Source organism: Embleya sp. NBC_00888 (assembly GCF_045207655.1).
Classification (GTDB): domain Bacteria; phylum Actinomycetota; class Actinomycetes; order Streptomycetales; family Streptomycetaceae; genus Embleya.
Genome location: NZ_CP108784.1, coordinates 2,419,855 through 2,443,938, shown reverse-complemented (window position 1 = coordinate 2,443,938; position 24,084 = coordinate 2,419,855). Strand labels below are relative to the sequence as shown.

Sequence of the window (24,084 nt, the reverse complement as noted above, 5' to 3'; positions counted from 1 at the left end):
TTTTCCGGTGGTCTTGGCGGAGAGGAAACGCCCGGTCTCATTCCGAACCCGGAAGCTAAGCTCTCCAGCGCCGATGGTACTGCACTCGAAGGGGTGTGGGAGAGTAGGACGCCGCCGGAATCAACGTGAGTAAGGGGCCCCACCCCGGTGGGGCCCCTTATTTTTTTGTCCAGTTCTATTTACCGTGGCGACTCCTGTCCACAGGGGCTCAGGGCCACCATCGGGTGCGCCGACTTCGTTCGTCATACGGGACAATGGTGGTCGCGCCACAGGCGACTGCGTACCCGTACGACGATCACGAGGAGCAAATCCCATGTCCAATCCCCCCTCCGAGGGACGGCCGAGTCGCCGTCCCAGTGGATCGCAGTACTCGGGGGGCGGTGGCGGCGGTGATCGCCGGCCGTTCAACCGTGATGATCGCGGTGGCCGTCCGGCTTCCGGTGGTCGTGACCAGGGTGGCCGTGACGACCGTGGCGGTTCGCGTCCTCCGTTCAATCGTGACGACCGTGGTGGCAACCGTGGCGCGGGCGCCGGTCGGCCGCAGTCCGGTGGGCGTCCTCAGTCCGGCGGTCGGGACGACCGTGGTGGTGCTTCGCGTCCCCCGTTCAATCGGGATGACCGTTCCGGTGGCGGTTCGCGTCCGCCGTACCGGTCGGACCGGCCCGAGCGTTCGGACCGGCCTGCGCGGGACGACCGCGGTGGTTCGCGCCCGTCGTACGGCAATCGTGACGACCGGGGTGGCTCGCGTCCGCCGTTCAACCGTGACGACCGTGGTGCGGGTCGGCCGCAGTCCGGTGGGCGGGATGACCGTGGTGGATCCTCGCGGCCTTCGTTCAATCGTGACGATCGTTCGGGTGGGGGGTCGCGTCCGCCGTACCGGTCGGACCGGCCCGCTCGTGACGATCGCCCTGGCCGCGACGACCGTGGTGGCTCCCGTCCGCCCTTCCGGGCGGACGCTCCCGAGCGTGACCGCGGTCAGTCGCGTACGTCTTACGGGGCTCGCGGCGACCACGCGATCACGCGGCCGGGCCGTGACGACCGCGATGGTGGTTCGCGCCCGCCCTACAACCGTGACGACCGGGGTGGCAGTCGTCCGTCGTACGGCAACCGTGACGACCGGGGTGGCTCGCGTCCCTCGTTCAACCGTGACGACCGTCGGCCTCCGGCCGGTCGGGACGATCGGCCCGGGTTCCGTGAGGAGCGCGGCGGGGATCGCCGTCCCTCGTTCAACCGTGACGATCGTTCGGGTGGGGGGTCGCGTCCGCCGTACCGGTCGGACCGGCCCGAGCGTTCGGACCGGCCTGGCCGGGACGACCGCGGTGCGTCGTCGCGTCCTTCGTTCAACCGTGATGATCGTGGCGACCGGGGTGGCGCCGGTGGGCGTTTGCCGTTCCGGTCGGAGCGTTCGGACCGGCCCGCTCGGGACGACCGTGGTGGTTCGTCGCGTCCTTCGTTCAATCGTGACGACCGGGGTGGCTCGCGTCCCCCGTTCAACCGGGACGATCGTGGTGGCGACCGTCGTCCGTCGTTCAACCGGGACGAGCGCGGCGGTGCGGGCGGTTCGCGTCCGCCGTTCCGGTCGGACCGTCCTGAGCGTTCGGACCGGTCCGCTCGTGACGAGCGGGAGTTCGGGGACCGCGACTACAAGGACGGCGCCAGCAGCCGGCCGACCTACAACGGTCAGCCCGGTGCGCGGCAGCCGTTCCACGAGCGTCGTCCGGCGCCGCGTCGGGACGACCGGGGTTCGGGTCGTCCGGCGAGTGGTGGTCGGGACGAGCGTGGTGGTGACCGTCGTCCGTCGTTCAATCGGGACGACCGTGGTGGCTCGGCGCGTCCCGCGTTCAATCGGGATGACCGTTCCGGTGGCGGTTCGCGTCCGCCGTTCCGGCCGGACCGGCCCGAGCGTTCGGACCGGCCTGCCCGGGACGACCGCGGTGGGTCGTCGCGTCCGCCGTTCCGGTCGGATCGGCCGGAGCGTTCGGACCGGCCCGCTCGGGACGACCGCGGCTCGCGGCCGTCGTATGGCGACCGCGGGGATCGTGCCGGGTCGCGTTCCTCGTTCAGCCGGGACGACCGTGGTGGCCGACCCTCCCATGGGGACCGGGACCGCGGGAACAGCCGTCCGTCGTATGGGAATCGGGACGATCGTGGTGGGTCGCGGCCGTCGTTCGACCGTCGGGACGAGCCGGGTTATGTGCCGGTCGAGCGGATGTACATCCCGGAGGACGTGCAGGCCGAGGAGCTCGGTGCGGAGGCGCGCCAGGAGCTGCGCGGGCTGCCCAAGACCCTCGCTGACGAGGTCGCGCGCAACCTGGTGATGATCGGCCGTACGGTCGACGAGGACCCGGAGCTGGCCTACAAGTACGCCAAGGTCGCGCTGCGGCTCGCGTCGCGCGTTGCCGCGGTGCGCGAGGCGGCGGGGATCGCCGCGTACATGGCGGGTGCGTACGCGGAGGCGCTGTCCGAGCTGCGTGCGGCGCGGCGGATGACCGGTTCGAGCGAGCACTGGGCCGTGATGGCCGACTGCGAGCGTGGGCTGGGTCGTCCGGAGCGGGCGTTGCAGATGGCCGGCGCGGACGAGGTCAAGGAACTGGACAAGGCCGCGCAGATCGAGCTGCGGATCGTTGCAGCCGGCGCGCGTCGCGACCTGGACCAGCTCGACGCGGCCGTGGTTACGCTGCAGGTGCCGGAGCTGAACTCGGCGTCGACGAATCCGTGGGTGGCGCGACTGCGATTCGCGTACGCCGACGCGTTGGCGGCCGTGGGCCGGGACGACGAGGCGCGCGACTGGTTCGGCCGGGCAGCCGAGGCGGACACGACGGGCGAGACGGGTGCGGCCGAGCGGGTCGCCGAACTCGACGGCCTCGACTTCACCGACGCGCTCGACCCGGACGCGGAGGATGACGAGGACGCGGACGGCTCCGCCGACTCCGAGGATGAGGCCGAGGACGAGGTTGCCGAGGTCGAGGCCGAGGTTGCGGCCGAGGACGAGGTTGCCGATGCGGCGAGCTCGGACGTGGTTGCGGATGACGAGTCGGCGGTCGAGAAGGACTGACTTGGCGGTGGGACGTGAGAAGGGCCTGGCACACACGTGTGTCGGGCCCTTCTTGCGTTTCGGGCGTGGCCGTCGTTGTGCGTTGGTTGGGTTGGGTTGTGTGCCCACCCGCTCCACCCGTTGCCCTTGGTGCGGAGGCTGGGGTTTCAGGGGCGCCGGGGTGGCCTGGTCTGGCCCCGCGACCCGGTCCCGCCTGCGACCCGGCGCCGACCGTGACCCCGCCCCGCCCGCGACCTGGTCCCGCCTGCGATCCGGCTCCGCCTGCGATCCGGCGCCGACCCGCGGCCCGGCCCGAGCCGGCGCTGCCTGCGACCGGACCTCGACCGCGCTCGCGACCTGGTCCCGCCTGCGATTCGCCTCCGCCCGCAGCCCGGCTCCGCCGGCGCCCCCGCTCCGCCTAGGACCCAGCGCGGCCTTCGAGCCCGCCCCGCCTGCGACCCGGCTCGACCCGCGACCCCGTCCCACCCGCGGGGTGGCGCCGCCCGCGGGGCGGCGCTGGTCGTGGGGTGGGGGTGGTTTTGGGGCTACTCGTCCAGGTCCAAGGTTCGTAGGACCAGGCCTGTGGCTGGTTTTGGGCCGAATGATGTTGATTTGCGGGGCATGCGTACGTCTTGTTCTGCCAGTGTTCTCACCACTCGCTCGTCGGTGGGGCGGAGCAGGATTGCCGTGCCGCCCGTGTGGTTGGCCTGGCGTACGGCGGCGGTGGCGTCGTGGACGTAGGTGATGTTGTCCCAGTTGTCGGGGACGTGCCAGACGTGGTCGAGCAGGGCCGCGTGCAGGACGGTGGCGTCCAGACAGCGCCACGTGTGCGGGCGGTCGGCGCGGATCGCGAGGTCGAGCAGGTCCGGGTCGGGGCCGGTGAGCAGGTGGAAGCGGCGGTCGCCGGCGAGCAGGAAGGCCGGTCCGGTGGCCTGGTCCAGTGCCCACAGGGCGGCCGGCAAAGTGCCGTCGAGGGGGCGGGCCAAAAACGCGCCGGCGCCCGCGTCGCCGTAGGTGGCCAGGGCGTTCAGGGCGTCGGCCGGGCGCAGCTTGGGCAGGACGCGGTGGATCGCGCCGACCCGCAGCGGGTGTCGGACGGTGTCCACGAGCAGCACCAGGCCGCGATCCCAGGGGCCGTCGCCACGGCCGTCCGCGTGCGCGCGGTCACGCATCCTGGCGTAGGCCGCCCAGCGGTGGTGGCCGTCGGCGATCAGCGCCTTGCGATGCGCGAGGTCCTCGCGGATCGCGGTGAGCGCGTGCCGATCGGTCACCCCCCACAGCCGGTGTCGTATGCCGTCCGGCGTGCGCAGGCCGACCAGGGGCGACTGGTGCGTGGTCTGTTCCACGATGTCCGAGGCGCGCCCGCCGCCGGTGTACACCAGCAGGATCGGCTCGGGGTTGGCCGACAACTCGGTCATCAGCGCGGCGCGGTTCGCGACCGGTCCGGGCATCACGTCCTCGTGCGGCAGGACCGCGGAGTCGAGCGAGAGGGCGCCGATCAGACCGCGTTGGATGGAGTTGTGGTCGCGCTGTTCGTATACGTACAGCGTGGGCAGCGGGTCGGGGCGCAACACGCCCTCGGCCAGCCAGGTGCGCAGCGTGGTGCCCGCCTGTTCCGCGCTGCGCGGGAGGACCAGGCGCACGATGTTGTGCGGATCGGCGTCCTCCAGCGCGGGTACGCCGCCGGGCTCGACCACGTCGTACGGCGGCGAGGTCACCGAGGCGACGTCCCCCACGTGTTCCGGGTCGTAGCGAAGCCCGCGGAAGGGGGCCAGATCGAGCCCGTTCGGCACTGCGTCGTCCATGGCCGAATGTTACGGGCCCGAGCCCGGGCAAGATCAGGACATCCGATGTCGCCGGCCGCCGGATTTCGCCGGCCGGCGGATGGTCGAGTTGCGGGAGGGCATCATGGCGATGGCTCAGGGAGCCGGCGGGGTGAACGGTGCGCCCACGGGAGACGTGTACGACTGGTATCGGCGTGGCATGCAGTTGCTCTCGTCGGGTAATCCGGCCGCCGCCGCGCAGTTGTTGGCGCGGGCGGCGGACGCGGCGCCGGAGTCGCGCAGTGTGCGGGAGGCGTTGGCGCGGGCCTGGTTCGACTCGGGCAGACACGACGAGGCGCTGCGGCATTTTCGGGCGGTGGCCGAGTCGGATCCGGCGGACGACTACGCGCAGTTCGGGTGGGGATTGTCCGCGTCGCGGCTCGGCGATTTCGAGACCGCGGTGGAGCACCTGGCGCTCGCGGTGGCGATGCGGCCGGAGACCGAGCACTACCGGACGGCTCTGGTCCAGGCGCGGGCCACGTTGCGCGCGAGGGCCGGCGCATACGGGACGATCGGCAAGGACGGTGGGGACATGGACGACAGGAGCGACGACGCGTGAGCAAGCAGACCTCGGCAGGGACCTCGGCAACGACTTCGACCTCGGCAACGACTTCGGCATCCGCGACGGGGTCGACGTCGGCATCGGCAGCGGGGGTGGACGCTCCGGACGAGGCCGCGGTGGCGGGGGAGTTGGCGCGGGCGTACGACGTCGCGCTGCTCGACCTGGACGGTGTCGTGTACACCGGCGCGCGGGCCGTTCCGCACGCGGTGGAGGTGCTGGCCGAGGCGCGGCGGCGGGGGATGGGGCTGGCGTTCGTCACGAACAACGCGTCCCGGCCGCCCAAGACGGTGGCCGAACACCTGGTCGAGCTGGGCATCCCGGCGCAGCCCGAGGACGTGGTGACCTCGGCGCAGGCCGCCGCGCGGGTGGTCGCGGAGCGGGTGCCCGAGGGTGCGGCGGTGCTCGTGGTGGGCGGCGCGGGGTTGGAGGTGGCGTTGCGCGAGCACGGGCTGCGGCCGGTGCGGTCGGCGGACGAGGAGCCCGCGGCGGTGGTCCAGGGGTTCGCGTCCGACGTGGGGTGGCAGGCGCTCACCGAGGCGTCGTACGCGGTGGCGCGCGGGGTGTTCTGGGTGGCCTCGAACGCGGACCTGACCATTCCCACCGAGCGCGGTATCGCGCCGGGCAACGGCGCGCTCGTGGGCGTGGTGCGGGCGGCGACGGGGGTCGAGCCGGTGGTCGCGGGCAAGCCCGAGTTGCCGCTGCATCGGGAGACGATCCTGCGTACCGGCGCGCGTCGGCCGCTGGTGGTGGGCGACCGGCTGGACACCGACATCGAGGGCGCGTGCAAGGGGGGCGTGGACAGCCTCTTGGTGCTCACCGGGGTCACCACGCCGGATGGGCTGCTGGCGGCGGGCGAGGGCCGGCGGCCGACGTTCGTGGCCGAGGACCTGCGGGCGTTGTTGGCCGCGCCGGTGACGGCTCGGCAAGAGGGCGAGGCGTGGGTGTGTGGCGGTTGGTCGGCGCAAGTGGTCGACGGCGCCGTGGCGGTCGAGGGCAAGGGCGAGCGGATCGACGGGCTGCGGGCGGCGTGCGCCGCGGCCTGGGCGGCGCACGCGCCGGTGGACACGGCCGGGGTCGCGTCGCGTCTGGGCTGGTAGCGGGCGCGACCCGAGGTGGGGTGGGCCGGGTCAGAGCAGTTTGCGCAGGACCAGCAGGTCCTTGAACGAGGCGTCCAGTTTGACCCGGCCCTTGGCCCACGCCGCACCGAAGTTGAGTTCGCCGGCGACCAGCGCGATCAGGTCGTCGCCGGTCAGGCTCAGCCGGATCTGCGCCTTGTCGGTGCGCGGCTCGGTGTCGATGTCGTGCAGCGCGCCGTCGCGCAGTCGGCCGGAGAAGGTGACGTCGAGGTCGGTGACGCGGCAACTGAGGCTGCGGTCGAGCTGGGTGGCCTTGCGGGTTTCGCCCTCCGCTCGGCCCATCTTGGCGGACAGTTCCTCGAGGGCCTTGCGGCACTCTTCGACGGTGGCCATGCGAAGGCGTTCCTTCCGTGGGATCCGGTTGGCGACCGTACCCCACCGGGAGTCCGCCGATGCCGGGCCGGGTCGCCGGGTGCGGTCGGCTCGCCTTCCGTCGCCTCCTCGGTCGTCGTCGGAGGCCGAGGTCGGCGACCGTCCTCGGGCCGGCCCGTGTCGTTCTCCGTCCTTCTTCCCCGCTCTCGGCCCTTCTCCGCCCTTCTCCGCCCTTCTCCGTCGTTCTCGGCGCGGCCCGCATGTCGTTGCTTCCGGTCCCGCGCCGGTCGAGAGGGTAGCGTCGGAGCAGACCGATCATCGCCGTTCGTATCGCCGCACAGGCACGCATACGGCGGCCGGAGCAGGAAGGCAGGCGCCGCTTATGCGAGATGTCGTTCGCAGTTACCTTCAGATCGCCAGTGGCTTGACCGAGATGACCCGGCAGCGTGTCACCGAGGTGGCCAAGGCCCTCGTCGAGCGCAGCGGCCTGGACCTGGAGCAGGTGCCGGACCAGGCCCAGGCGTTGCCGCAGTATGTGCAGCAGGTCGCCGAGGAGCTGTACGAGACGGGCAAGGCGAACCGGGACCTGCTCGTGGGCGTCGTGCGCGGCGAGGTGGACAAGGCGCTGTCCCGGTCGAAGCCGTGGACCAAGGATCTGATCAAGGCGGAGGAGGAGATCGCTCGGCTCAAGAGCCGGGTGACCGACCTGGAGCACCGCCTGGCGCGTGCGTCCACGCCGCGGACGGCACGTCCGGCGACGGGTACGGGCTCGCCGGCCGCGACCCGTGCCGCCGCCTCGCCGGCCGCGCCGGTCGCCGAGCCCGCCGCCACGAAGCCCGCGGCGGCCACGAAGCCCGCTGCGGCGAAGAAGGCCGCGGCGCGCAAGACGGCCGCGAACGCGCCCGCGTCGGCTCCGGGGGCCGGGCCGCGCAAGCCCGCGCGCAAGACGAACGGCACCGCCGCGACGAAGAAGGCGACGCCGGCCAAGAAGGCCATCCGCAAGCCCGCCGAGCCGGCCGCCGACGCGGACGAGCAGTCGTGAGCGAGGGCGCGGACGTGGGCGTGGGGCCCGGCGCGGTCGGGCTCGTCGCGCCCTCGGGGCCGGCCGCGATCGGGCCGCTCGACGTCGAGCCGCCCGCGCCCACCGGTGATCCGCACGTGGACGCCGTACTCGCCACCCTGAGCCGTGTGGGTGACCTGCCCACCGAGGCGCACGGGTCGGTGTACGAGGATGTGCACCGAGGGCTGCGGGACACCCTGGCGGACCTGGACCGGTAGGTCCGAATCCCGACCCGGGCGAGGGACCCACGCGTGTCGGGCGCGGGAACGGCGGTCCTCGTCGACGACTTCGGCACAACCAAGGAACGGCAGGCACGACCGGTGGCACGACGCAGGCTCGACGCCGAGCTGGTGCGCAGGGGACTCGCTCGCTCCCGGGACCACGCGAGCGAACTGATCGCGGCCGGGCGGGTGACGGTGGGCGGGCAGGCCGCGACCAAGGCGGCCACCCAGGTCGACGCGGGGGCGGCCGTGGTGGTCGCCGCCGACGAGGGCGATCCGGACTACGTCTCGCGCGGTGGACACAAACTCGCGGGCGCGCTGGCCGCGTTCACCCCGCTGGGCCTCACCGTCGAGGGGCGGCGCTGCATCGACGCGGGCGCCTCCACCGGCGGCTTCACCGACGTGTTGTTGCGCGCGGGCGCGGCGCACGTGGTCGCGGTGGACGTCGGGTACGGGCAACTGGCGTGGGCGCTGCGCAGCGACGATCGGGTGACGGTACGGGACCGGACCAACGTGCGTGAGCTGACGCCGGATCAGGTGGGACCGGCGGCCGATCTGGTGGTGGGTGACCTGTCCTTCATCTCGCTCGGGCTGGTGCTGCCCGCGCTGGTGCGCTGTTCCGCGCCGGACGCGGATCTGGTGATGATGGTCAAGCCGCAGTTCGAGGTCGGGCGCGAGCGGCTCGGCGCGGGCGGGGTGGTGCGTGATCCGGCCCTGCGGGCCGAGGCGGTGCGTACGGTCGCGGAGCAGGCCGCGAAGACGGGGCTGGGTGTGCTCGGGGTGACCGCGTCGCCGCTGCCGGGGCCGTCGGGCAACGTCGAGTACTTCTTGTGGATGCGGGCCGGTGCGCCGGAGCTGGACCCGGCGGACGTCGATCGGGCGGTCGCCGAGGGGCCTCGGTGAGCGGCGCGCACGGTAGCGTCACGGCGTACGGGTACGGCTGCGGTCGATTCGATGCGGACGAGGGGATACGGGCATGAACGATCGCACGGTACTGGTGGTGACGCACACCGGCCGACCTGCGGCATTGCGCAGCGCACGGCTGGTGGTGGAGCGGTTGATCGCGGCGGGCCTGGGCGTACGAGTGCTCGAGAACGAGGCGGACGACCTGGCCCTGCCGGGCGCGGTCGTGGTGTCGGTGGAGCCGGACGCGGCCAAGGGCTGCGAGCTGGCCATCGTGCTCGGCGGCGACGGCACGCTGCTGCGCGGCGCGGAGCTGGTGCGTGAGGCGGCGGTGCCGATGCTCGGGGTCAACCTGGGCCGGGTCGGCTTCCTGGCGGAGGCCGAGCGCGAGGACCTCAACGACGTCGTGGAGCGGGTCGTGGCGCGCGACTACGACGTCGAGGAGCGCATGACGCTCGACGTGGTGGTGCGGGTCAACGGCGAGACCGTGCACACCAACTGGGCGCTGAACGAGGCCGCGATCGAGAAGGCCTCGCGCGAGCGCATGCTGGAACTGGTCGCCGAGGTGGACGGCCGGCCGTTGTCCCGGTGGGGCTGCGACGGGGTGGTGTGCGCGACGCCGACCGGGTCGACCGCGTACGCCTTCTCCGGCGGCGGGCCGATCGTGTGGCCCGAGGTGGAGGCGCTGATCATGGTGCCGATCAGCGCGCACGCGCTGTTCGCGCGCCCGGTGGTGGTCTCGCCGAACTCGGTGCTGGCGCTCGAGCTCGCGCCGGAGACGCCGCCCGGCGCGCTGTGGTGCGACGGCCGGCGCACCGTGCAGTTGCCTGCCGGGGCGCGGGTGGAGGTGCGTCGCGGGACCCAGCCGGTGCGGTTGGCGCGGTTGCATCGGGCGCCGTTCACGGATCGGCTCGTGGCCAAGTTCGCGCTGCCGGTCAAGGGCTGGCGCGGGCGCAAGTGAGCCGCCTTTCCGGGCCGGATCGTCGATACGGTCGTCTGTTCGTGTGTTGAACACACGCCGTTGAACTGCGTTCTTCGCGTGGAGTCCCCACGACCTCGTAGTGTCGTCCCGTGCTCGAAGAGATGCGGATACAGGGTCTGGGTGTCATCGAAGACGCCGTAGTCGAGCTCGCGCCGGGCTTCACCGTGGTCACGGGCGAGACCGGCGCCGGCAAGACGATGGTGGTGACCGGGCTCGGCTTGCTGTTCGGTGGGCGGGCCGATGCCGGGCTGGTGCGCAACGGGACGGGGAAGGCCCTGGTGGAGGGTCGGCTCAGCGTGCCGGCGGACTCGCCGGCGGGGCGTCGGGCGATCGAGGCGGGCGCCGAGTTGGACGACGACGAGCTGCTGCTGGCGCGGACCGTCTCGGCCGAGGGTCGCTCGCGCGCGCATGTGGGCGGGCGGTCCGCGCCGGTCGGGTTGTTGACCGACCTGGCCGACGACCTGATCGCGGTCCACGGCCAGACCGACCAGCAGCGGCTGCTGCGCCCGGCCCGGCAGCGCGGCGCGCTCGACCGGTACGCCGGGGAGGCCGTGTCGGTGCCGTTGAAGGCGTACGGCGGGGTCTATCGGCGGCTGCGCGAGGTGAGCGCGGAACTCGCCGAGATCACCACCCGGGCGCGCGAACGCGCGCAGGAGGCCGATCTGTTGCGGTTCGGCCTGACCGAGATCGAACAGGTCGTGCCGCAGCCGGGCGAGGACGCGGAACTGGCCGCGGAGACCTTGCGGCTGGGTCACGCGGACGCGCTGCGCACCGCGGCGACCACGGCGCACGAGGCGCTGTTGGGCGATCCGGAGACCGGTACGGACGCGGTGGACGCCTCGACCCTGCTGGGTGCCGCACAGCGGGCGGTGGAGGCGGTACGCGCGCACGACCCGGCGTTGGCGGCGTTGGCGGATCGGCTCGGCGAGGTCGGCTACCTGGTGTCCGACGTGGCCACCGAGCTCGCCTCCTACGCGGCCGGCGTGGACGCGGACCCGGTTCGGCTCGCGGCGGCGGAGGAGCGGCGGGCGGCACTGTCGGCGCTGACCCGCAAGTACGGCGAGTCGATCGACGAGGTGCTGGCCTGGGCCGAGCGCTCGGCCACGCGGTTGGCCGAGTTGGACGGCGACGACGACCGCACCGAGGAACTGACCGCCGAACGGGACGCGCTGCGGGTCGAGTTGGCGGCGCTCGCGAGCGAGGTGTCGGCGGCCCGGCACGCCGCGGCGGAACGCTTCGCGGCGGCGGTGACCGGCGAGTTGGCGGCGCTGGCGATGCCGTACGCGCGGGTCGGCGTGGCCATCTCCGGCGTGGACGACCCGGACGGGTTGCCGGTCGGCGATCGGGTCCTGGCGTACGGCCAGGCGGGCGTGGACGAGGTCGAACTGCAATTGTCCCCGCACCCGGGAGCGCCACCGCGACCGCTGGCCAAGGGTGCCTCCGGCGGTGAGCTCTCCCGGGTGATGCTCGCGGTCGAGGTGGTCTTCGCCGGCGCCGACCCGGTCCCCACGTTCGTCTTCGACGAGGTCGACCAGGGCGTCGGCGGCAAGGCCGCGGTCGAGGTGGGCCGCCGCCTGGCCCGCCTGGCGCGGGTCGCCCAGGTGATCGTGGTGACCCACCTCCCCCAGGTGGCCGCCTTCGCCGATCGCCACCTGGTGGTGGAAAAGTCCAGCGACGGCACGGTCACCCGCTCCGGAGTGGTCACCCTCGACGACCCGGCCCGAGTCCGAGAACTCTCCCGCATGTTGGCCGGCCTGGAAGACTCCGAACTCGGCCGGGCCCACGCGGAAGAACTCCTGGCCACGGCCGCGGGAGCCAAGCTCGAGGTCACATGACCCTGATGGGCGAAGCGGCTTGGGCGGGTTCGCTGCGGTAGCGGGCGGGTTGCGTGGGCGATGGGCGTGCGTTGTGCGCTGTGCTGCGGATGCGTCTTTGGTTGCTTTGGGTTGTGTACCCACCCGCTCCACCCGTTGCCTCTGGTGCGGAGGTTGGGGTTTCAGGGGCGGCGTGGGGACCTGATCCGGCCCCGCGGCCCCCGGTGTGGTTTGCCGGAGGGGTGGATTGGCTGCGGTGAGAGGTCGGGCTGCCCGCGGACGGGCCGCCGGACTCGGCTGCGCCTTGGCGCGTCAGCGCCCCCGACCCCGGCGAGACCTCGTGATCGACGCGCGAAGCGCGGAGAGCGGCGGAGCCGCAGGTTTGGGCTTCGTGGCCCGGAGCGAAGCGGAGGGACACGAAGCCCCGAGCGAGGGGCCGCCTTTTTTCTCGGAGGAGCTTGCGGGGGAGAGAAAAAAGGCGGTGCCTCGCGAGCCGGCGACGAAGTCGCCCAACAAGCAACAACGCCGCGGGACCCGACTCTGGCCTATCCCGACCGCTTCGGCCTCCGACTCAGTCCCACCCCGCTCCAGCCCAGACCCAGTCCCACCCCGACCGCTTCGGCCCCCGACCCAGTCCCACCCCCAGCCGCCCCGACGCCCCGTTCGCCCTCCGCCCCGTGTGCGTGGAGTTCGCTCCGCTTGCCCCACGGACGCAGGGGCGGGTCTCAGGTGAGGCGGCCGGTGGGTAGGTCGGTGAGGGACGGTGTGGACGTGTGCAGGATTTCGTAGCGTTCGGTGGTGTCCTCGTGGTGGGGCGTCGGGATCGGGCCCTGCCACAGGACGAAGCGCATCAGGTGCCAGTGGTCCGGGTCGAGGGCGAGGGCGGCGGTGTGGACGCCGTCGGTGCGGGCGAGCGCGTGTAGGGCTTCGATTTCGGCGTCGATGTGTGCGGCCAGGCCGAGCCCCGTGGGGTCGGGGTCGGCCGGCAGCGGAAGCAGGCGGCGGGAGGCGGCCTTGGGCGTGTGCTCCCGAGCGGGGCCGGGCAGGTGGGCCAGGCCGGTCCAGTGCCGGACCCGGGGGCGACCGAAGTCGCGGATGATGCCTTGGAAGCCGCCGCCGCCGACCAGGAAGTGGGCCATCGCGCCGATCTCCCGCCACAGGTAGAACGGCGCGTACTCGTTGACCGGCGAGCCGTCGACGCCGCGTTCGCGGATCGTGTACGCCTTCAGGCCCAGGCCCGCCCGGTCGTCGAGGCCGTGTCCGAAGTCGGCGACGCGCTTGCGGATGATGCCCATGTCGTAGTCGGCGGGCAAGGTGATCTCGTACTGATGGGCGTACATGTCCGGAGGTCCCGTCCTCGTGGTCGTTTGCGGTTCGGTATCGGCTATCCGACGGGCTGGTACTCCGTGTCGGTGACCGGCTCGCCTCGTTCGGCCTCGGTGCCGTCGGGGGCTACCTCCTGGATGGCCAGGTGGGTCATGAAGGTGGTGGGGCCGGCGCCGTGCCAGTGCCATTCGTCGGGCGCGATTCGTACGGTGTCGCCGGGGCGCAGGGTTTCCACAGGACCGCCGCGGCGCTGGATCAGGCCGGTGCCCTCGGTGATGTGGAGCACTTGGCCGAGCGGGTGGCGGTGCCACACGGTGCGGGAGCCGGGTGCGAAGTGCACGCTGTCGACGCGCACCCGCGAGGGCTCCACCGGCGCGGCGATCTCGTCGACCCAGGCCGGGCCGGTCAGCCACTCGGGCGGTGCCGCGGCGGTGGCGGCCTGGATACGGGTGACCTGCATGGAGGGGGCTCCTCGGACTCGGACTCGGCTCCGGACTCGGTTTCGGACTCGGCTTCAGTCCCGGTCGGTGGGTGGCGGTCCGGTCAGCAGGCCGAGCACACCGGTCACGGCCTGGTCGAAGGGCTCGGTCGAGTCGGCGGCGCGGGCCAGTACGTACCCGCCCTGGAGCACCGCGACGATGGTGGCGGCGGTGCTGTCGGGGTCGAGCGCGGCCACATCCGGTTCACCCTGCGCGCGGCCCTCGGCCAGGACCCGGGCCAGCCTGCCGCGCAGCCAGACGAAGGTCTCGTCGACGGGTCCGCGCAGCGCCGGGTCGCTCATGACGTCCGGATCCTGGGTCAGTCGGCCGATCGGGCAGCCCTTGAGCACGTCGCGCTCGCGTCGCAGATAGGCGGTGATCCGCTCGACGGCGGTTCCCGGCGCGGCGAACTGCCGTTCGGCGGCGGCCCGCAGCTCCTCGGCGGTCCGGTCGATCGCGGCCAGTGCGAGATCCGACTTGCCGGTGAAGTGGTGGTACATGCTGCCCTGGCCCACTCCGGCCCGCTGCTGAATCGCCTTGGGGCTGGTGCCGATATAGCCGCGCTCCCAGAGGAGGTCACGCGTGGCCTCGATAAGAAGGTCGGCGGTATTCGAACTCATACAACGAGTGTACATACCAGTAGGTACAGAATCCGTGATGCACCCCGACATCCCAACATCCCGTAGGACCGGCGCCATCGCGCCATCGCGCCATCGCGCCATCGCGCCATCGCGCACCCGCACCCGCACCCGCACCGCGCCACCATCAGCCGCCGGATCCCGCCCATTTGCCAGATCGAGACATTCCCGTCGGCCGGCTTGTCGGGGTGCGGCGGGGGTTGGTCTACTGGGCGCGCGTGACGGGTGTGGTCGCACCCGGTGTACTTCTGCTCCTCCGCACGGTTCGGGTCCAGCCCAGAAACCCAGGAGACAGGTATGTCCAAGCGCGCAAAGATCGCCGCGCTCGCCACCGCCGGCGCATTCGCCGCCGTGACCACGTTCGCCGGTACCGCCTCTGCGGGCGGGCCCTCGACATCCCCGTACAACTGCGTGGACACCAGGGGCCGAACGTTCACCACGAAGGTGACGTACAGCACCGGCGGTGGCCTGCTCAAGGTGAACATCGCCACGGCCGTCCCGGTGAGCTTCCCCGCGAACTCGATCAACACCACCGTGCTCTTCAACGGACCCAGCGGCGGCGTGGTCTACGACGGCACGATCAATCCGCCCTACACGGCCGGCGCGCCCGTGCTCAACCTGGGTGCGATCCCGAAGGTCAGCGGCACCATCTCGCCCGGGCAGCCGCTGAACGCCGTGCTCACCGGTTCGCCGCCCTCGCCGAGCAACTGGAGTCTGCGGGTGCTGTTCCCGACGACGTCGGTGCCGTGGCCCAGTTGGTACTGCGTCACCCGCACCCCGCTCAGCCCGCCCCTGACCTACAACTGATCCGCCACCAGACCGGGGCGGCGGCACCGAGTCCGCCGCCGCCCCGCTCCGCCCCGCCAAGGCCGCCCGCCGGATCACCGCGCCATCGCCGCTCCGCCCGGCACGCCCGCTCGACACGCCCCGTCCAACCTGTCGGTCAGCCGTGTCGGTCAGCCGTGCCGGTCAGCCCGTACCGGCAGTGTGTCCGGTGGATCCGTCGGCTCGGATCAACACGGCGCGTCCGGTGTGTCCGTGAGCCCGTAGTAGATCCGAGGCGCGCCATCCAGGCGAAGCTCCACCCGTCCGCGCACCGGAGTCAGCAGCCGCTCCCGCCCGATGCAGTCCAGCTCGCGGACCGTCGCCGCGGTGTTGCGCCCGCCGCCGCGATGCCCCCGACCGCGTGGCCCGGCCTCTGCCGGCGCAGCTCCCGACGCCGCCGCCACCGTCAACGTCGTCTTCGTCCGCCACCCGTCCACCCACGGCTCGGGCGCGGCGAACCACCCCGAGTCCGCGGGGTGGTCGGGGTTGAGCACGTACCCGTCCTTGCGGCTCCACAGGATCGAGATCGGGCCGTCGGGCGAGGCGAACAGGAGCCCCTTGAGATCCGGATCGGCCAGGTTCAACCGGCGGACGAACGTGGCCCGATCCAGCACCCGGGCCGCCGTGGCGTAGGCCAGTGCCGACGGCTTGGCCCCGAGGTCGCGGTGCATCAGCCCGTAGTGGTACTCGGAGTTCACCGGATCGGCCAGTTGCGGCTTGCCCAGCACGCTGTCGTGCAACTGGTACCAGTTCACGCAGCGCACCCCCTCGGCCTTGGCCAGGGCCAGGGTCAACAGCACGTTCTCCGCGGCGTGCCGGTAGGTGTCGTGCCACCAACTGTTCGGCTTGGTGCACGCGTACGCCTCGGTCAGCCACAACTCCTTCTCGCCGTACTCGGCGATCACCTCGCGGGCCTTGCGCAGGCCGCCGAGGAAGTTCCAGTACGTGCCGTGGTCGCCCATCGTCCAGTCGGCCGGCGCCGGCGCGTAGTCGGGGGTGAAGTTGCCGCGGCCGGGGTGGAAGGCGAAGCCGTCGATCAGGTCCCAGCCGCCCGCGTCGCGGAAGTTCTTGGTCCAGACGTAGTCCATCCCGGCCAGGCCCGCGTTCATCACCTTGGTCCGCGCCCCGGCCGCGGTCAGCCGATCCCGTACCGGGTGCAGTCCGTCGCGGACGTAGGCGGACGCGGTCTGGCCGCTCATCCACGGCTTGTTGATCTCGTTGGCCACCTCGAACCAGTCGGCGTTCGCGCCGATCGCCTTGGCGGTGTTGGTGTCCGCCCACGCGGCGATCTGGGCGGTGGTGCCGCCGAGCGGGATGCCGGCCAGTTCGATGTTGTGCGCGAAGCCGGCCGCGTCGAGCGTGGCCGGCGGCAGGCCGGGGCCGCCGTCGTAGGCGATCCGCACCCGCTTGATGCCGAGCCTTCGCATCAGGCCCAGTACGGCCGGGGCGTCCGGCTCGAGCAGCCACGGGTAGTTGGCGATGCCGAACATGCTGTCGGCGCCCGCTTGGTAGGCGAAGGAGGGCAGCACCGAGAGGTTGGTCCGGGCGAACGCCTCGTCCGTTCCGGAGGTCGCGCTCACCTCGGTGAACACGATGCCGTGCGGCGGCGAGGTGACGGTGAACGTCTGCGCCCAGGTGGCGCCCGCCGCGACGGTGTCGGTGACCGTGCCGCTGCCCAGGATCCGGCCGTCGAAGTCGCGCGCCCACCAGGACAGTCGCACCGCCTTGTCGGTGGCGCCGCCGTTGGCCACCTCCGCGTGCAGCGGCATCGGTAGGCCGCCCCGATCCCACAGCGAGAACGGCTGGTCGGTCCACACCTCGACACCGAGCGGCCGGGCCGATCCGGTGGTGCCGGCCGCCGCGGGCCGCATCGTGCCGAGCACCAGGTCGGCCTCGGTCACCGCGCCGTCGGTGGTCGCGGTGCCGGGCGCGTGGATCCAGGTGGCGTTGGTCCAGGCCGGCGTGGTGCCGGCGAGCCGGAAGTACGCCTTCGTGTCGGCCCAGGTCTCCTGGTAGACCACGCCGGCGTTGGTCTCGTACGGGATGCCGCCGCCCGCGTCCCGGTTCCACGTGGTCAGCGCGGCGAAGGCCTCCGGCGCGGTGGGCGCGAGTACGGTGCGCCCGAACATGAAGCCGGCCGGGACCAGCGTGGTCGAGCCGCCCACCTCCCAGCGCAGGTGCGCCCGGTGCGCGGTGACGTCGAAGACGCCCCGGACGGTGATCCCGTTCGCGGCGGCGGGCAGCGTGTACTCGACCCGGATCGCGGATCTGCCGTCGGCGAGCGTGATCAACGACGGTGTGCCGCCGGTGCTCTGCTGGATGCCGACGACGGTGTCCTTGGCCATGAATCTGGTCAGGCGCACCCGCTCGATCCCGCCGCCGTCGCGGATCGAGACGTAGCCGTCGGCGCCGGCGGTGAGGCTGATGCCCGGCGCGGACACGGTCACCGGGGCCGCCTGTTCGGCCGCGAACGCGGTTCCCGGCAGCACCGTGCCGGCCACACCGACCGCGACCGCCCCGGCGAGAAAGCCGCGTCGGCGCAGGTCGCCGTCGGCACTGTGGTGGTCGTCGGGTGCGTGGTGGGTGGACATGAGGATCCCTTTCCCGAGCGCCAAGGCTGACCTAATGCGGATTAGAGCGAATGTGTACTCCGATCGTCGACACGAGTCAAGGTCGCCGTATGTCTGATTCGCCGGGCCGCGCAACTTGTCGGCAACCCTCTTGACACACTCTCCTAATGCGAATTAGATACGACCTCATCGCAGCCCGACGCATCCGCGTCCGGAGCGGCATCCCCTCCGGAGCAACGTCCGGCCCGCAGCACCAGGATCCAGGGAGGTACCCGTGGCCGAGTCAGTCCCGGTCAGCACGCACCGGCGCCGTCGGGCGGTGGCAGGGGCCGGGGCGCTCGCGCTCGCCCTCGTCGCCGGCGCCGCCGGTTGTTCGTCCGGCACGTCCGACGGCGCCGGCTCCTCCGGCAAGACCACGATCACCGTCGCGGGCATGCCCGCGACCACGGCCCCGAAGACGCGGCAACAATTCCTGGACGCGGTCGCCGCGTTCGAGAAGGCCAACCCGAACATCAAGCTCAAGCCGACCGACACCCAGTGGGACGCGCGCACGTTCGCGGCCCGTCTGGCCGGCGGCAGCGCCGAGACGGTGCTGACCGTGCCGCTGACCGAACCGCCCGGCCTGATCGCGCGCAAGCAGATCACCGACCTGAGCACCGAGGTCAAGAGCCTGCCGCACTCGGGCGACCTGGATCCGCGCGCGCTGGCCCCGGCCACCGCCGCGGACGGCAAGATCTACGGGCTGCCGGTCACCGAGTACGCGCTCGGCCTGGTCTACAACCGCGATCTGTTCACCAAGGCCGGTCTGGACCCGGACAAGCCGCCCGCGACCTGGGACGAGGTGCGTAGCGCCGCCAAGAAGATCTCCGACACCGGCGCCACCGGCTACACCCAGATGACCGTCAAGAACACCGGCGGCTGGATCCTCACCGCGATGACCTACGCCTACGGCGGCTCGATGGAGAAGAAGGTCGGCGACAAGTACGTGCCGTCCCTGCTCGACGGTCCGGCCGAGAACGCGCTCAAGCAACTGTCCGCGATGCGCTGGCAGGACGACTCGATGGGCAACAACCACCTGCGTACCCAGCAGGACGCCGAACGCGACTTCGCCGCGGGCAAGATCGGCATGATGATCAGCACGGTCAACAGCTACCAGCGCTACATCACCCAGTACTCCGGCAAGCCCGCCGACTTCGGCATGGCCGCGCTGCCGCAACAGAACGGCGGCAAGGCCACCCTGCTCGGCGGCCTGATGGCCGTGGTCAGCGCCAAGGCCACGCCGGCGCAGCGGGCCGCGGCGGTGAAGTGGATCGACTACTTCTACCTCAAGCCGACGTACGACCCGGCCGCGGCCGAGGAACTCGCGCTCGCCCAGGCCGCGGACAAGCTCGCGGTCGGCCTGCCCACGCTGCCGTTCTACTCGGCCGCCGTGGCCGATCCGGTCAACGCCGCGATCAACAAGCACACCAACATCCCGACCGCGAACTTCGCGCCCTACGTCACCGGCGTGGGCAAGCTGGACTACCAGGTGGAGCCGCCGGTCGCCGCGCAGGATCTGTACGGGGCGTTGGACACCGTGGTGCAGGCCGTGTTGACCCGCAAGGACGCGGACCCGCGTGAGGAGTTGGCGAAGGCCGGCGACCGGCTCGGACCGGCCTTCGAGAAGGCGCAGGCGCAGTGACCGGGGGCGAGACCCGGGCGCGCCGAGGGGGTGCGTCGGGTCGACCCGGAATCGTGCGGACGCCTGCTGCCGGCGGGGGGTCGGTCGGTGCCGGGCCGTACCGGGATCGCGATGGGGGTGTAGGGCCGTACCGGGACCGCCGCGGGGGTGTCGGGGCGTACCGGGATCGCGACGGCGGTGGCGGGCAGTACCGGGATCGCGACGGGGGCGCGCTGTGAGCACGCCGACCATTTCCCGGGAGAGCCCGCCGGCCGTCGCGCAGCTGCCCTCGCGCAAGGGCCTGCCCAAGGCGACCCGGTGGCGCGGCGGGTCCCGGCACATCGCGGCGGTGTTGTTCCTGCTGCCGACCGTGCTGGTGTTCGGACTGTTCTCGTGGTGGCCGATCATCCGCAGCCTGGTGCTCAGCTTCCAGCAGACCAACCTGGTCGAACCGGCGAGTTGGGTCGGCCTGCAGAACTACCAGACCCTGCTGGACGATCCGCTGCTCGGCAAGGCGGTGTGGAACACCCTGGTGTTCACCGGCCTGGCGCTGCTGATCGGCTTCCCGCTGCCGCTGTTCCTGGCCGTGTTGATGTCCGAACTGCGGCGCGGCGCCGGGCTGATGCGAGTGCTGGTCTACCTGCCGGTGGCGGTCCCGCCGGTGGTGGCGGTGCTGATGTGGAAGTGGTTCTACGACCCGGACTCGGGGCTGTTCAACGAGGTGCTCGGCAAGGTCGGCCTGGGTCCGTACCCGTGGTTGCAATCCGCCGACACCGCGATGACGAGCCTGGTGGTGGAGGCGACCTGGGCGGGCGCGGGCGGTGCGGTGCTGATCTATCTGGCCGCGCTCGCGAGTGTGCCGACCGAGTTGTACGAGGCCGCGGAACTGGACGGGGCCTCGGTCCGGCGCCGGTTGTGGCACGTCACGCTGCCGCACATGCGCTCGGTCCTGTTGATCATGATGCTGCTCCAGGTGATCAACACCTTCCAGGTGTTCACCGAGCCGTTCGTACTCACCGACGGCGGTCCGGAGGACTCCACGGTCACCGTGCTGCTGCTCATCTACCGGTACGCGTTCGTCAGCGGCGACTACGGCAGCGCCGCCGCGCTGAGCGTGAGCCTGGCCGCGGTGCTCGCGGTCCTGTCGGCGATCTATCTGCGGCTCACCCGCACGTGGGGGACGAAATGAGTACCGGTACCAGGGGCGTGATGTCCGAGACGGAACGCCGCCGCCCCCTCACCCGGTTCGGCCTGGGCACCACCCAACTGCTGCTGATCGCCGCGCTGGTGATCGAGGGCGCGGGCCCCATCTACTGGGTGTTCAAGGGCTCGATCTCCTCCACCCAGGAGTCGTTGCGACACCCGCTGGCGCTGTGGCCCGAGGAGGCGCACTGGTCGAACATCTCGACCGCGTGGACGAGCCTGGACCTGGGCCGCTATCTGACCAACACCGTTGTGCTGGTCGGCGGTTCGTGGTTCGTGCAGTTGTTCGTCGCGGTCACCGGGGCCTATGCGCTGTCCATCCTGCGGCCGTTCTACGGCAAGTACGTCTACGCCGCCGTGCTGGCCACGCTGTTCCTGCCGGGCACGGTGTCGATGGTCTCGCTCTACCTGACCATCCAGGACCTGCCGCTGACCGGCGGGTCGATCGCCAACACGCCGATGGCGGTGTGGCTGCCGGCCGGCGCGCACGCGTTCAACGTTCTGCTGATGAAGCAGTTCTTCGACGGCATCCCCCGGGAACTCCTCGAGGCGGCACGCCTGGACGGTGCCGGTCCGTGGCGGATCCTCACCCGTATCGTGCTGCCCATGTCCCGGCCGATCCTGGCCGTGGTGTCGCTGCTCGCGGTGATGAACGCCTGGAAGGACTTCCTCTGGCCGATGATCGCCATCACCGACACGGACAAGCAGCCGCTGGCGGTGGCGCTCCCGCGACTCGCGGACACCTCGGACCAGAGTCTGCTGATCGCGGGAATGCTGATCACGATCATCCCGCCGGTTGTGGTCTTCCTGGTCTTCCAGCGGCAGATCGTGCGCGGCATCGCGTTCACGGGGCTCAAGTGAGCGGGGGGCGCGGAACGCGCGGGCGCGGGATGCGCGAGCCGATGGAGCACGGAAGCGGTGTGTGGGGAAGCGGCGTGGGTGGGCCCGCGACGCGTGGGTCGGACGTACCCGAGCCCGAGGTGTGGATGGCGCGGGTTCTGGTTACCGGTGCAGCGGGGCGGCTGGGGACCGCTGTGTTGGCGGAGTTGGCCGGTCGAGGCGTGTCGGTCACCGCGTTGGTCGCCGAGGACGCCGGGCATGCCGGGGACACGGGGGAGTTGCGCGCCGACCGGGTGGTGGTCGGCGATGCCCGGGATCCGGTGGCCGTGGCGGATGCGCTCGACGGGGTCGACGCGGTGATCCACCTGGCCGCGCTCGCCTCGCCCGAAGTGGCCGCGCCCGAGGTGGTGTTCGGTACGAATACGCAGGCCACCTTCGTGGTGCTGAACGAGGCGGGCCGGGCGGGGGTGCGCCGCGCGGTGTTGGCGAGCAGCCTGTCCGTCACCGGCCTGCCGTTCGCCCGCTCCACGCCCCGGCCGCAGCCGGCGTACCTGCCCCTCGACACCGAGTTGCCGCTTCGCATCGAGGACCCGTACGCGCTGTCCAAGCAGGTCGACGAGGCCACCGCCGCGATGATGCACCGACGGCACGGCATGACGGCGGTGGCGTTGCGCCTGCCGTTCCTCGGTGATCCCGACCGACTCGCCGGGCACGCAGCCCGGTTGGCCGGGGACCCGGCGAGCGGTGCGGCGGAGGTGTGGAGTTACCTCGACCTGCGGGACGCCGCCCGAGCATGCGTACTCGGCCTGACCGCGTCGGGCGTGACGGGCGCGCCGGTGCTGTTCGTGGCGGCGCCGGACACGCTTTCGGCGACGCCCACTCGCGAACTCGTCGCCAGCCACCTGCCGGATGTGCCCTGCCGAGCGACCTTTCCCGAGCGGTCGGTCCCGATCGACCTGGCGCCCGCCAGGCGGCTCCTCGGCTTCAGCGCCCGACACCCGTATCCGATCGCGGGCGGACCGAACTCCGGTGAACCCCAGGAGGATTCGCCCGCGAAACAGCCGGACTCGGGTGGGACTCGGCACGCTGATCGGCCCTCGTACCCACAGGAGCGAACCTCATGAGCAAGTCGGAGACGGAGACCGAGACGGAGACCGAGACGGAGCCGGAGTCGGAGTCCGGGACGGGGACGGGGACGCAATCGACCGATCGGGTGGACCCGGCGGCAACGCCCGGCGCCCACGTGGCTGGGACTCGCGTGGCCGAGGCTCAGGTGCCCGGTGTTCAGGTGGCCGGGGCTTACGTGGCCGACGCTCAGGTGCCCGGCGGTCACGTGCCCGATACGGCGACTCTCGCGGTCATGGCCGAGACGCAGGCGCCGTGGGCCGCTCGGGACGCGTTGCGGATCACGTCGGTGCGGGCGATCGTGACCGCGCCCGGTGGGGTGCCGCTCGTCGTGGTGCGGGTCGACACCTCCGAGCCGGGGCTGTACGGCCTCGGCTGCGCCACCTTCACCCAGCGCTTCCACGCGGTGGTCTCGGCCGTCGAGGAACACCTCGCGCCGATGGTGATCGGTCGGCACCCGGCCGACATCGAGGACATCTTCCGGCTGCTGCACTACTCCTCCTATTGGCGCGGTGGCCCGGTGCACAACAACGCGCTGTCCGGGATCGACCAGGCGCTGTGGGACATCGCCGGCAAACGACTGGGCGTGCCGGTGTACGAACTGCTCGGCGGCCGGGTGCGCGGTGGCGCCGCGGTGTACACCGGGGCTCGCGGCGGCAGCATCGAGGAGTCGATCGAGCGGGTGGCCGCATTGGCCGAACAGGGCTACCGCTACGTGCGGTTGCAGAGCGGCGGCCCGGGCCTGGGCACCTACGGCGCCGACGGCACGCCGGGCGGCTACCCGAGCGCGCCCTATCCGGACGGCTGGGACGTCGGGCACTACCTGCGTACCGCGCCGCGCCTGTTCGAGCGGGCTCGCGAGGTGCTCGGCGACGAACTCGGGCTGCTGCACGACGCGCACAACCGGCTCACCCCGAAGGAGGCGGTGGGACTGGCCCGTTCGCTGGAGCCGTACGGGCTGTTCTTCCTCGAGGACCCGCTGGCGCCGGAGCACTTCGATCGGCTGCCCGAGGTGCGCGCCGCCGCGCCGATGCCGATCGCCTCCGGCGAGTTGCTCACTTCGATGACCGATGCGACGCGCCTGATCACCTCGGGCGGCGTCGACTACCTGCGGGTGCACGTGTCGGCGGTGGGCGGGCTGACCCCGGCCCGCAAGCTGGCCACGCTGTGCGAGCTGACCGGGGTGCGGACCGCGTGGCACGGGCCGCCGGACGTCTCGCCGATCGGCGCGGCGGTCAACGTCACGCTCGATGTGACCAGTCCCGCCTTCGGCATCCAGGAGCAACACGTCTACCCCGAGCGGGTGCACGAGGTGTTCCCCGGCACGCTGCGCACCGTGGACGGCTACCTCACACCCTCGGATCGGCCCGGATGGGGCATCGACCTGGACGAGGCGGCGGCGGCGAAGTACCCGCCGCGGACCCACCTGCACGAGCGGTGGGCGGCCCGGGTGCGCCGACCCGACGGCGGCCTGGAAGCACCGTGAATCACGCACCGTGACTGGATATACTGGATCGATTGATCTGATGCGCATTAGGAACCCGTTGTCAGGCATTTGGAGGAGTACATGA

General features: G+C 72.0%; 20 protein-coding genes and 1 rRNA gene. 15 read left to right on the top strand and 6 right to left on the bottom strand.

What is annotated here, in order from left to right; genetic code table 11:
* Positions 1–3 precede the first annotated feature (3 nt).
* Positions 4–120, top strand: a 5S ribosomal RNA gene (gene rrf, locus OG948_RS09635).
* 2,089 nt (positions 121–2,209) lie between these two features.
* On the top strand, positions 2,210–3,055 hold the full coding sequence (locus tag OG948_RS09630; RefSeq protein ID WP_406295467.1) for a hypothetical protein: 846 nt from the start codon (positions 2,210–2,212) through the stop codon (positions 3,053–3,055).
* A 524-nt stretch (positions 3,056–3,579) separates the two neighbouring features.
* Here the strand turns inward: OG948_RS09630 and OG948_RS09625 are convergent.
* On the bottom strand, positions 3,580–4,839 hold the full coding sequence (locus OG948_RS09625) for a DUF1015 family protein (protein ID WP_406295464.1): 1,260 nt from the start codon (positions 4,837–4,839) through the stop codon (positions 3,580–3,582).
* Positions 4,840–4,942: 103 nt separating this feature from the next.
* Here OG948_RS09625 and OG948_RS09620 point away from each other — a divergent pair, with 103 nt between their 5' ends.
* Both OG948_RS09620 and OG948_RS09615 read left to right on the top strand, forming a co-directional pair.
* On the top strand, positions 4,943–5,416 hold the full coding sequence (locus OG948_RS09620; protein WP_395873757.1) for a tetratricopeptide repeat protein: 474 nt from the start codon (positions 4,943–4,945) through the stop codon (positions 5,414–5,416).
* A 95-nt stretch (positions 5,417–5,511) separates the two neighbouring features.
* Positions 5,512–6,516 (top strand): HAD-IIA family hydrolase, encoded by a 1,005-nt coding sequence (locus tag OG948_RS09615; RefSeq protein ID WP_406295462.1) that lies wholly within the window; start codon positions 5,512–5,514, stop codon positions 6,514–6,516.
* A 30-nt stretch (positions 6,517–6,546) separates the two neighbouring features.
* On the opposite strand, the gene OG948_RS09610 is transcribed toward OG948_RS09615, so the two are convergent.
* The gene (locus OG948_RS09610) at positions 6,547–6,888 is read right to left on the bottom strand and encodes an alkyl sulfatase C-terminal domain-containing protein (protein WP_395873758.1); all 342 of its coding nucleotides are present in this window, start codon (positions 6,886–6,888) and stop codon (positions 6,547–6,549) included.
* Positions 6,889–7,300: 412 nt separating this feature from the next.
* Here OG948_RS09610 and OG948_RS09605 point away from each other — a divergent pair, with 412 nt between their 5' ends.
* The 5 genes from OG948_RS09605 (at position 7,301) to recN (ending at position 11,868) form a co-directional block, all read left to right on the top strand.
* Positions 7,301–7,909 (top strand): hypothetical protein, encoded by a 609-nt coding sequence (locus OG948_RS09605; RefSeq protein WP_406295460.1) that lies wholly within the window; start codon positions 7,301–7,303, stop codon positions 7,907–7,909.
* Positions 7,906–8,145 carry a hypothetical protein gene (locus OG948_RS09600; RefSeq protein ID WP_406295458.1) on the top strand — a complete coding sequence of 80 codons (240 nt, stop codon included), beginning with the start codon at positions 7,906–7,908 and terminating at the stop codon, positions 8,143–8,145. Before OG948_RS09605 ends, OG948_RS09600 begins: the two co-directional genes overlap by 4 nt.
* A gap of 102 nt (positions 8,146–8,247) precedes the next feature.
* Positions 8,248–9,051, top strand: a complete 804-nt coding sequence (locus tag OG948_RS09595; RefSeq protein WP_406300215.1) for a TlyA family RNA methyltransferase — start codon at positions 8,248–8,250, stop codon at positions 9,049–9,051.
* A gap of 73 nt (positions 9,052–9,124) precedes the next feature.
* A complete protein-coding gene (locus OG948_RS09590; protein WP_406295456.1) occupies positions 9,125–10,012 on the top strand; it encodes an NAD kinase in 888 nt (295 codons plus the stop codon).
* Between the two features lie 122 nt (positions 10,013–10,134).
* Positions 10,135–11,868 (top strand): DNA repair protein RecN, encoded by a 1,734-nt coding sequence (gene recN / locus OG948_RS09585; RefSeq protein ID WP_395873811.1) that lies wholly within the window; start codon positions 10,135–10,137, stop codon positions 11,866–11,868.
* A gap of 704 nt (positions 11,869–12,572) precedes the next feature.
* Here the strand turns inward: recN and OG948_RS09580 are convergent.
* From OG948_RS09580 to OG948_RS09570, 3 genes are read right to left on the bottom strand one after another with little or no spacing between them, the layout of a single operon-like run.
* Positions 12,573–13,187: a DUF4865 family protein gene (locus OG948_RS09580; RefSeq protein WP_406295455.1), complete on the bottom strand. Its 615-nt coding sequence runs from the start codon at positions 13,185–13,187 to the stop codon at positions 12,573–12,575.
* 44 nt (positions 13,188–13,231) lie between these two features.
* Entirely contained in the window at positions 13,232–13,633 is a 402-nt protein-coding gene (locus OG948_RS09575) for a cupin domain-containing protein (RefSeq protein WP_406295454.1), read from the bottom strand.
* A 54-nt stretch (positions 13,634–13,687) separates the two neighbouring features.
* Positions 13,688–14,272, bottom strand: a complete 585-nt coding sequence (locus OG948_RS09570; RefSeq protein ID WP_406295452.1) for a TetR/AcrR family transcriptional regulator — start codon at positions 14,270–14,272, stop codon at positions 13,688–13,690.
* Positions 14,273–14,587: 315 nt separating this feature from the next.
* Here OG948_RS09570 and OG948_RS09565 point away from each other — a divergent pair, with 315 nt between their 5' ends.
* The gene (locus OG948_RS09565; RefSeq protein WP_406295451.1) at positions 14,588–15,097 is read left to right on the top strand and encodes a hypothetical protein; all 510 of its coding nucleotides are present in this window, start codon (positions 14,588–14,590) and stop codon (positions 15,095–15,097) included.
* Between the two features lie 206 nt (positions 15,098–15,303).
* On the opposite strand, the gene OG948_RS09560 is transcribed toward OG948_RS09565, so the two are convergent.
* Entirely contained in the window at positions 15,304–17,706 is a 2,403-nt protein-coding gene (locus OG948_RS09560; RefSeq protein ID WP_406295449.1) for a hypothetical protein, read from the bottom strand.
* A gap of 253 nt (positions 17,707–17,959) precedes the next feature.
* Here OG948_RS09560 and OG948_RS09555 point away from each other — a divergent pair, with 253 nt between their 5' ends.
* The 5 genes from OG948_RS09555 to OG948_RS09535 all read left to right on the top strand — a co-directional run bounded on the left by OG948_RS09555 (position 17,960) and on the right by OG948_RS09535 (position 23,999).
* The gene (locus tag OG948_RS09555; protein ID WP_406295447.1) at positions 17,960–19,366 is read left to right on the top strand and encodes an ABC transporter substrate-binding protein; all 1,407 of its coding nucleotides are present in this window, start codon (positions 17,960–17,962) and stop codon (positions 19,364–19,366) included.
* A gap of 214 nt (positions 19,367–19,580) precedes the next feature.
* A complete protein-coding gene (locus OG948_RS09550; RefSeq protein WP_406295445.1) occupies positions 19,581–20,534 on the top strand; it encodes a carbohydrate ABC transporter permease in 954 nt (317 codons plus the stop codon).
* A gap of 20 nt (positions 20,535–20,554) precedes the next feature.
* Positions 20,555–21,409: a carbohydrate ABC transporter permease gene (locus OG948_RS09545; RefSeq protein WP_406295443.1), complete on the top strand. Its 855-nt coding sequence runs from the start codon at positions 20,555–20,557 to the stop codon at positions 21,407–21,409.
* Positions 21,410–21,438: 29 nt separating this feature from the next.
* Positions 21,439–22,512: an NAD-dependent epimerase/dehydratase family protein gene (locus tag OG948_RS09540; RefSeq protein WP_406295441.1), complete on the top strand. Its 1,074-nt coding sequence runs from the start codon at positions 21,439–21,441 to the stop codon at positions 22,510–22,512.
* On the top strand, positions 22,509–23,999 hold the full coding sequence (locus tag OG948_RS09535) for an enolase C-terminal domain-like protein (RefSeq protein WP_406295439.1): 1,491 nt from the start codon (positions 22,509–22,511) through the stop codon (positions 23,997–23,999). The genes OG948_RS09540 and OG948_RS09535 overlap by 4 nt, the downstream gene beginning before the upstream one ends.
* Positions 24,000–24,084: the final 85 nt, after the last annotated feature.

Coding starts and splice junctions, on each gene's coding strand:
- OG948_RS09570 (WP_406295452.1), bottom strand. CDS start 14,272: ATGAGTTCGAATACCGCCGACCTTCTTATCGAGGCCACGCGTGACCTC.
- OG948_RS09560 (WP_406295449.1), bottom strand. CDS start 17,706: ATGTCCACCCACCACGCACCCGACGACCACCACAGTGCCGACGGCGAC.
- OG948_RS09605 (WP_406295460.1), top strand. CDS start 7,301: ATGACCCGGCAGCGTGTCACCGAGGTGGCCAAGGCCCTCGTCGAGCGC.
- OG948_RS09620 (WP_395873757.1), top strand. CDS start 4,943: ATGGCGATGGCTCAGGGAGCCGGCGGGGTGAACGGTGCGCCCACGGGA.
- OG948_RS09625 (WP_406295464.1), bottom strand. CDS start 4,839: ATGGACGACGCAGTGCCGAACGGGCTCGATCTGGCCCCCTTCCGCGGG.
- OG948_RS09540 (WP_406295441.1), top strand. CDS start 21,439: ATGCGCGAGCCGATGGAGCACGGAAGCGGTGTGTGGGGAAGCGGCGTG.
- OG948_RS09535 (WP_406295439.1), top strand. CDS start 22,509: ATGAGCAAGTCGGAGACGGAGACCGAGACGGAGACCGAGACGGAGCCG.
- OG948_RS09565 (WP_406295451.1), top strand. CDS start 14,588: ATGTCCAAGCGCGCAAAGATCGCCGCGCTCGCCACCGCCGGCGCATTC.
- OG948_RS09545 (WP_406295443.1), top strand. CDS start 20,555: ATGTCCGAGACGGAACGCCGCCGCCCCCTCACCCGGTTCGGCCTGGGC.
- recN (WP_395873811.1), top strand. CDS start 10,135: ATGCGGATACAGGGTCTGGGTGTCATCGAAGACGCCGTAGTCGAGCTC.
- OG948_RS09575 (WP_406295454.1), bottom strand. CDS start 13,633: ATGCAGGTCACCCGTATCCAGGCCGCCACCGCCGCGGCACCGCCCGAG.
- OG948_RS09580 (WP_406295455.1), bottom strand. CDS start 13,187: ATGTACGCCCATCAGTACGAGATCACCTTGCCCGCCGACTACGACATG.
- OG948_RS09610 (WP_395873758.1), bottom strand. CDS start 6,888: ATGGCCACCGTCGAAGAGTGCCGCAAGGCCCTCGAGGAACTGTCCGCC.
- OG948_RS09630 (WP_406295467.1), top strand. CDS start 2,210: ATGTACATCCCGGAGGACGTGCAGGCCGAGGAGCTCGGTGCGGAGGCG.
- OG948_RS09590 (WP_406295456.1), top strand. CDS start 9,125: ATGAACGATCGCACGGTACTGGTGGTGACGCACACCGGCCGACCTGCG.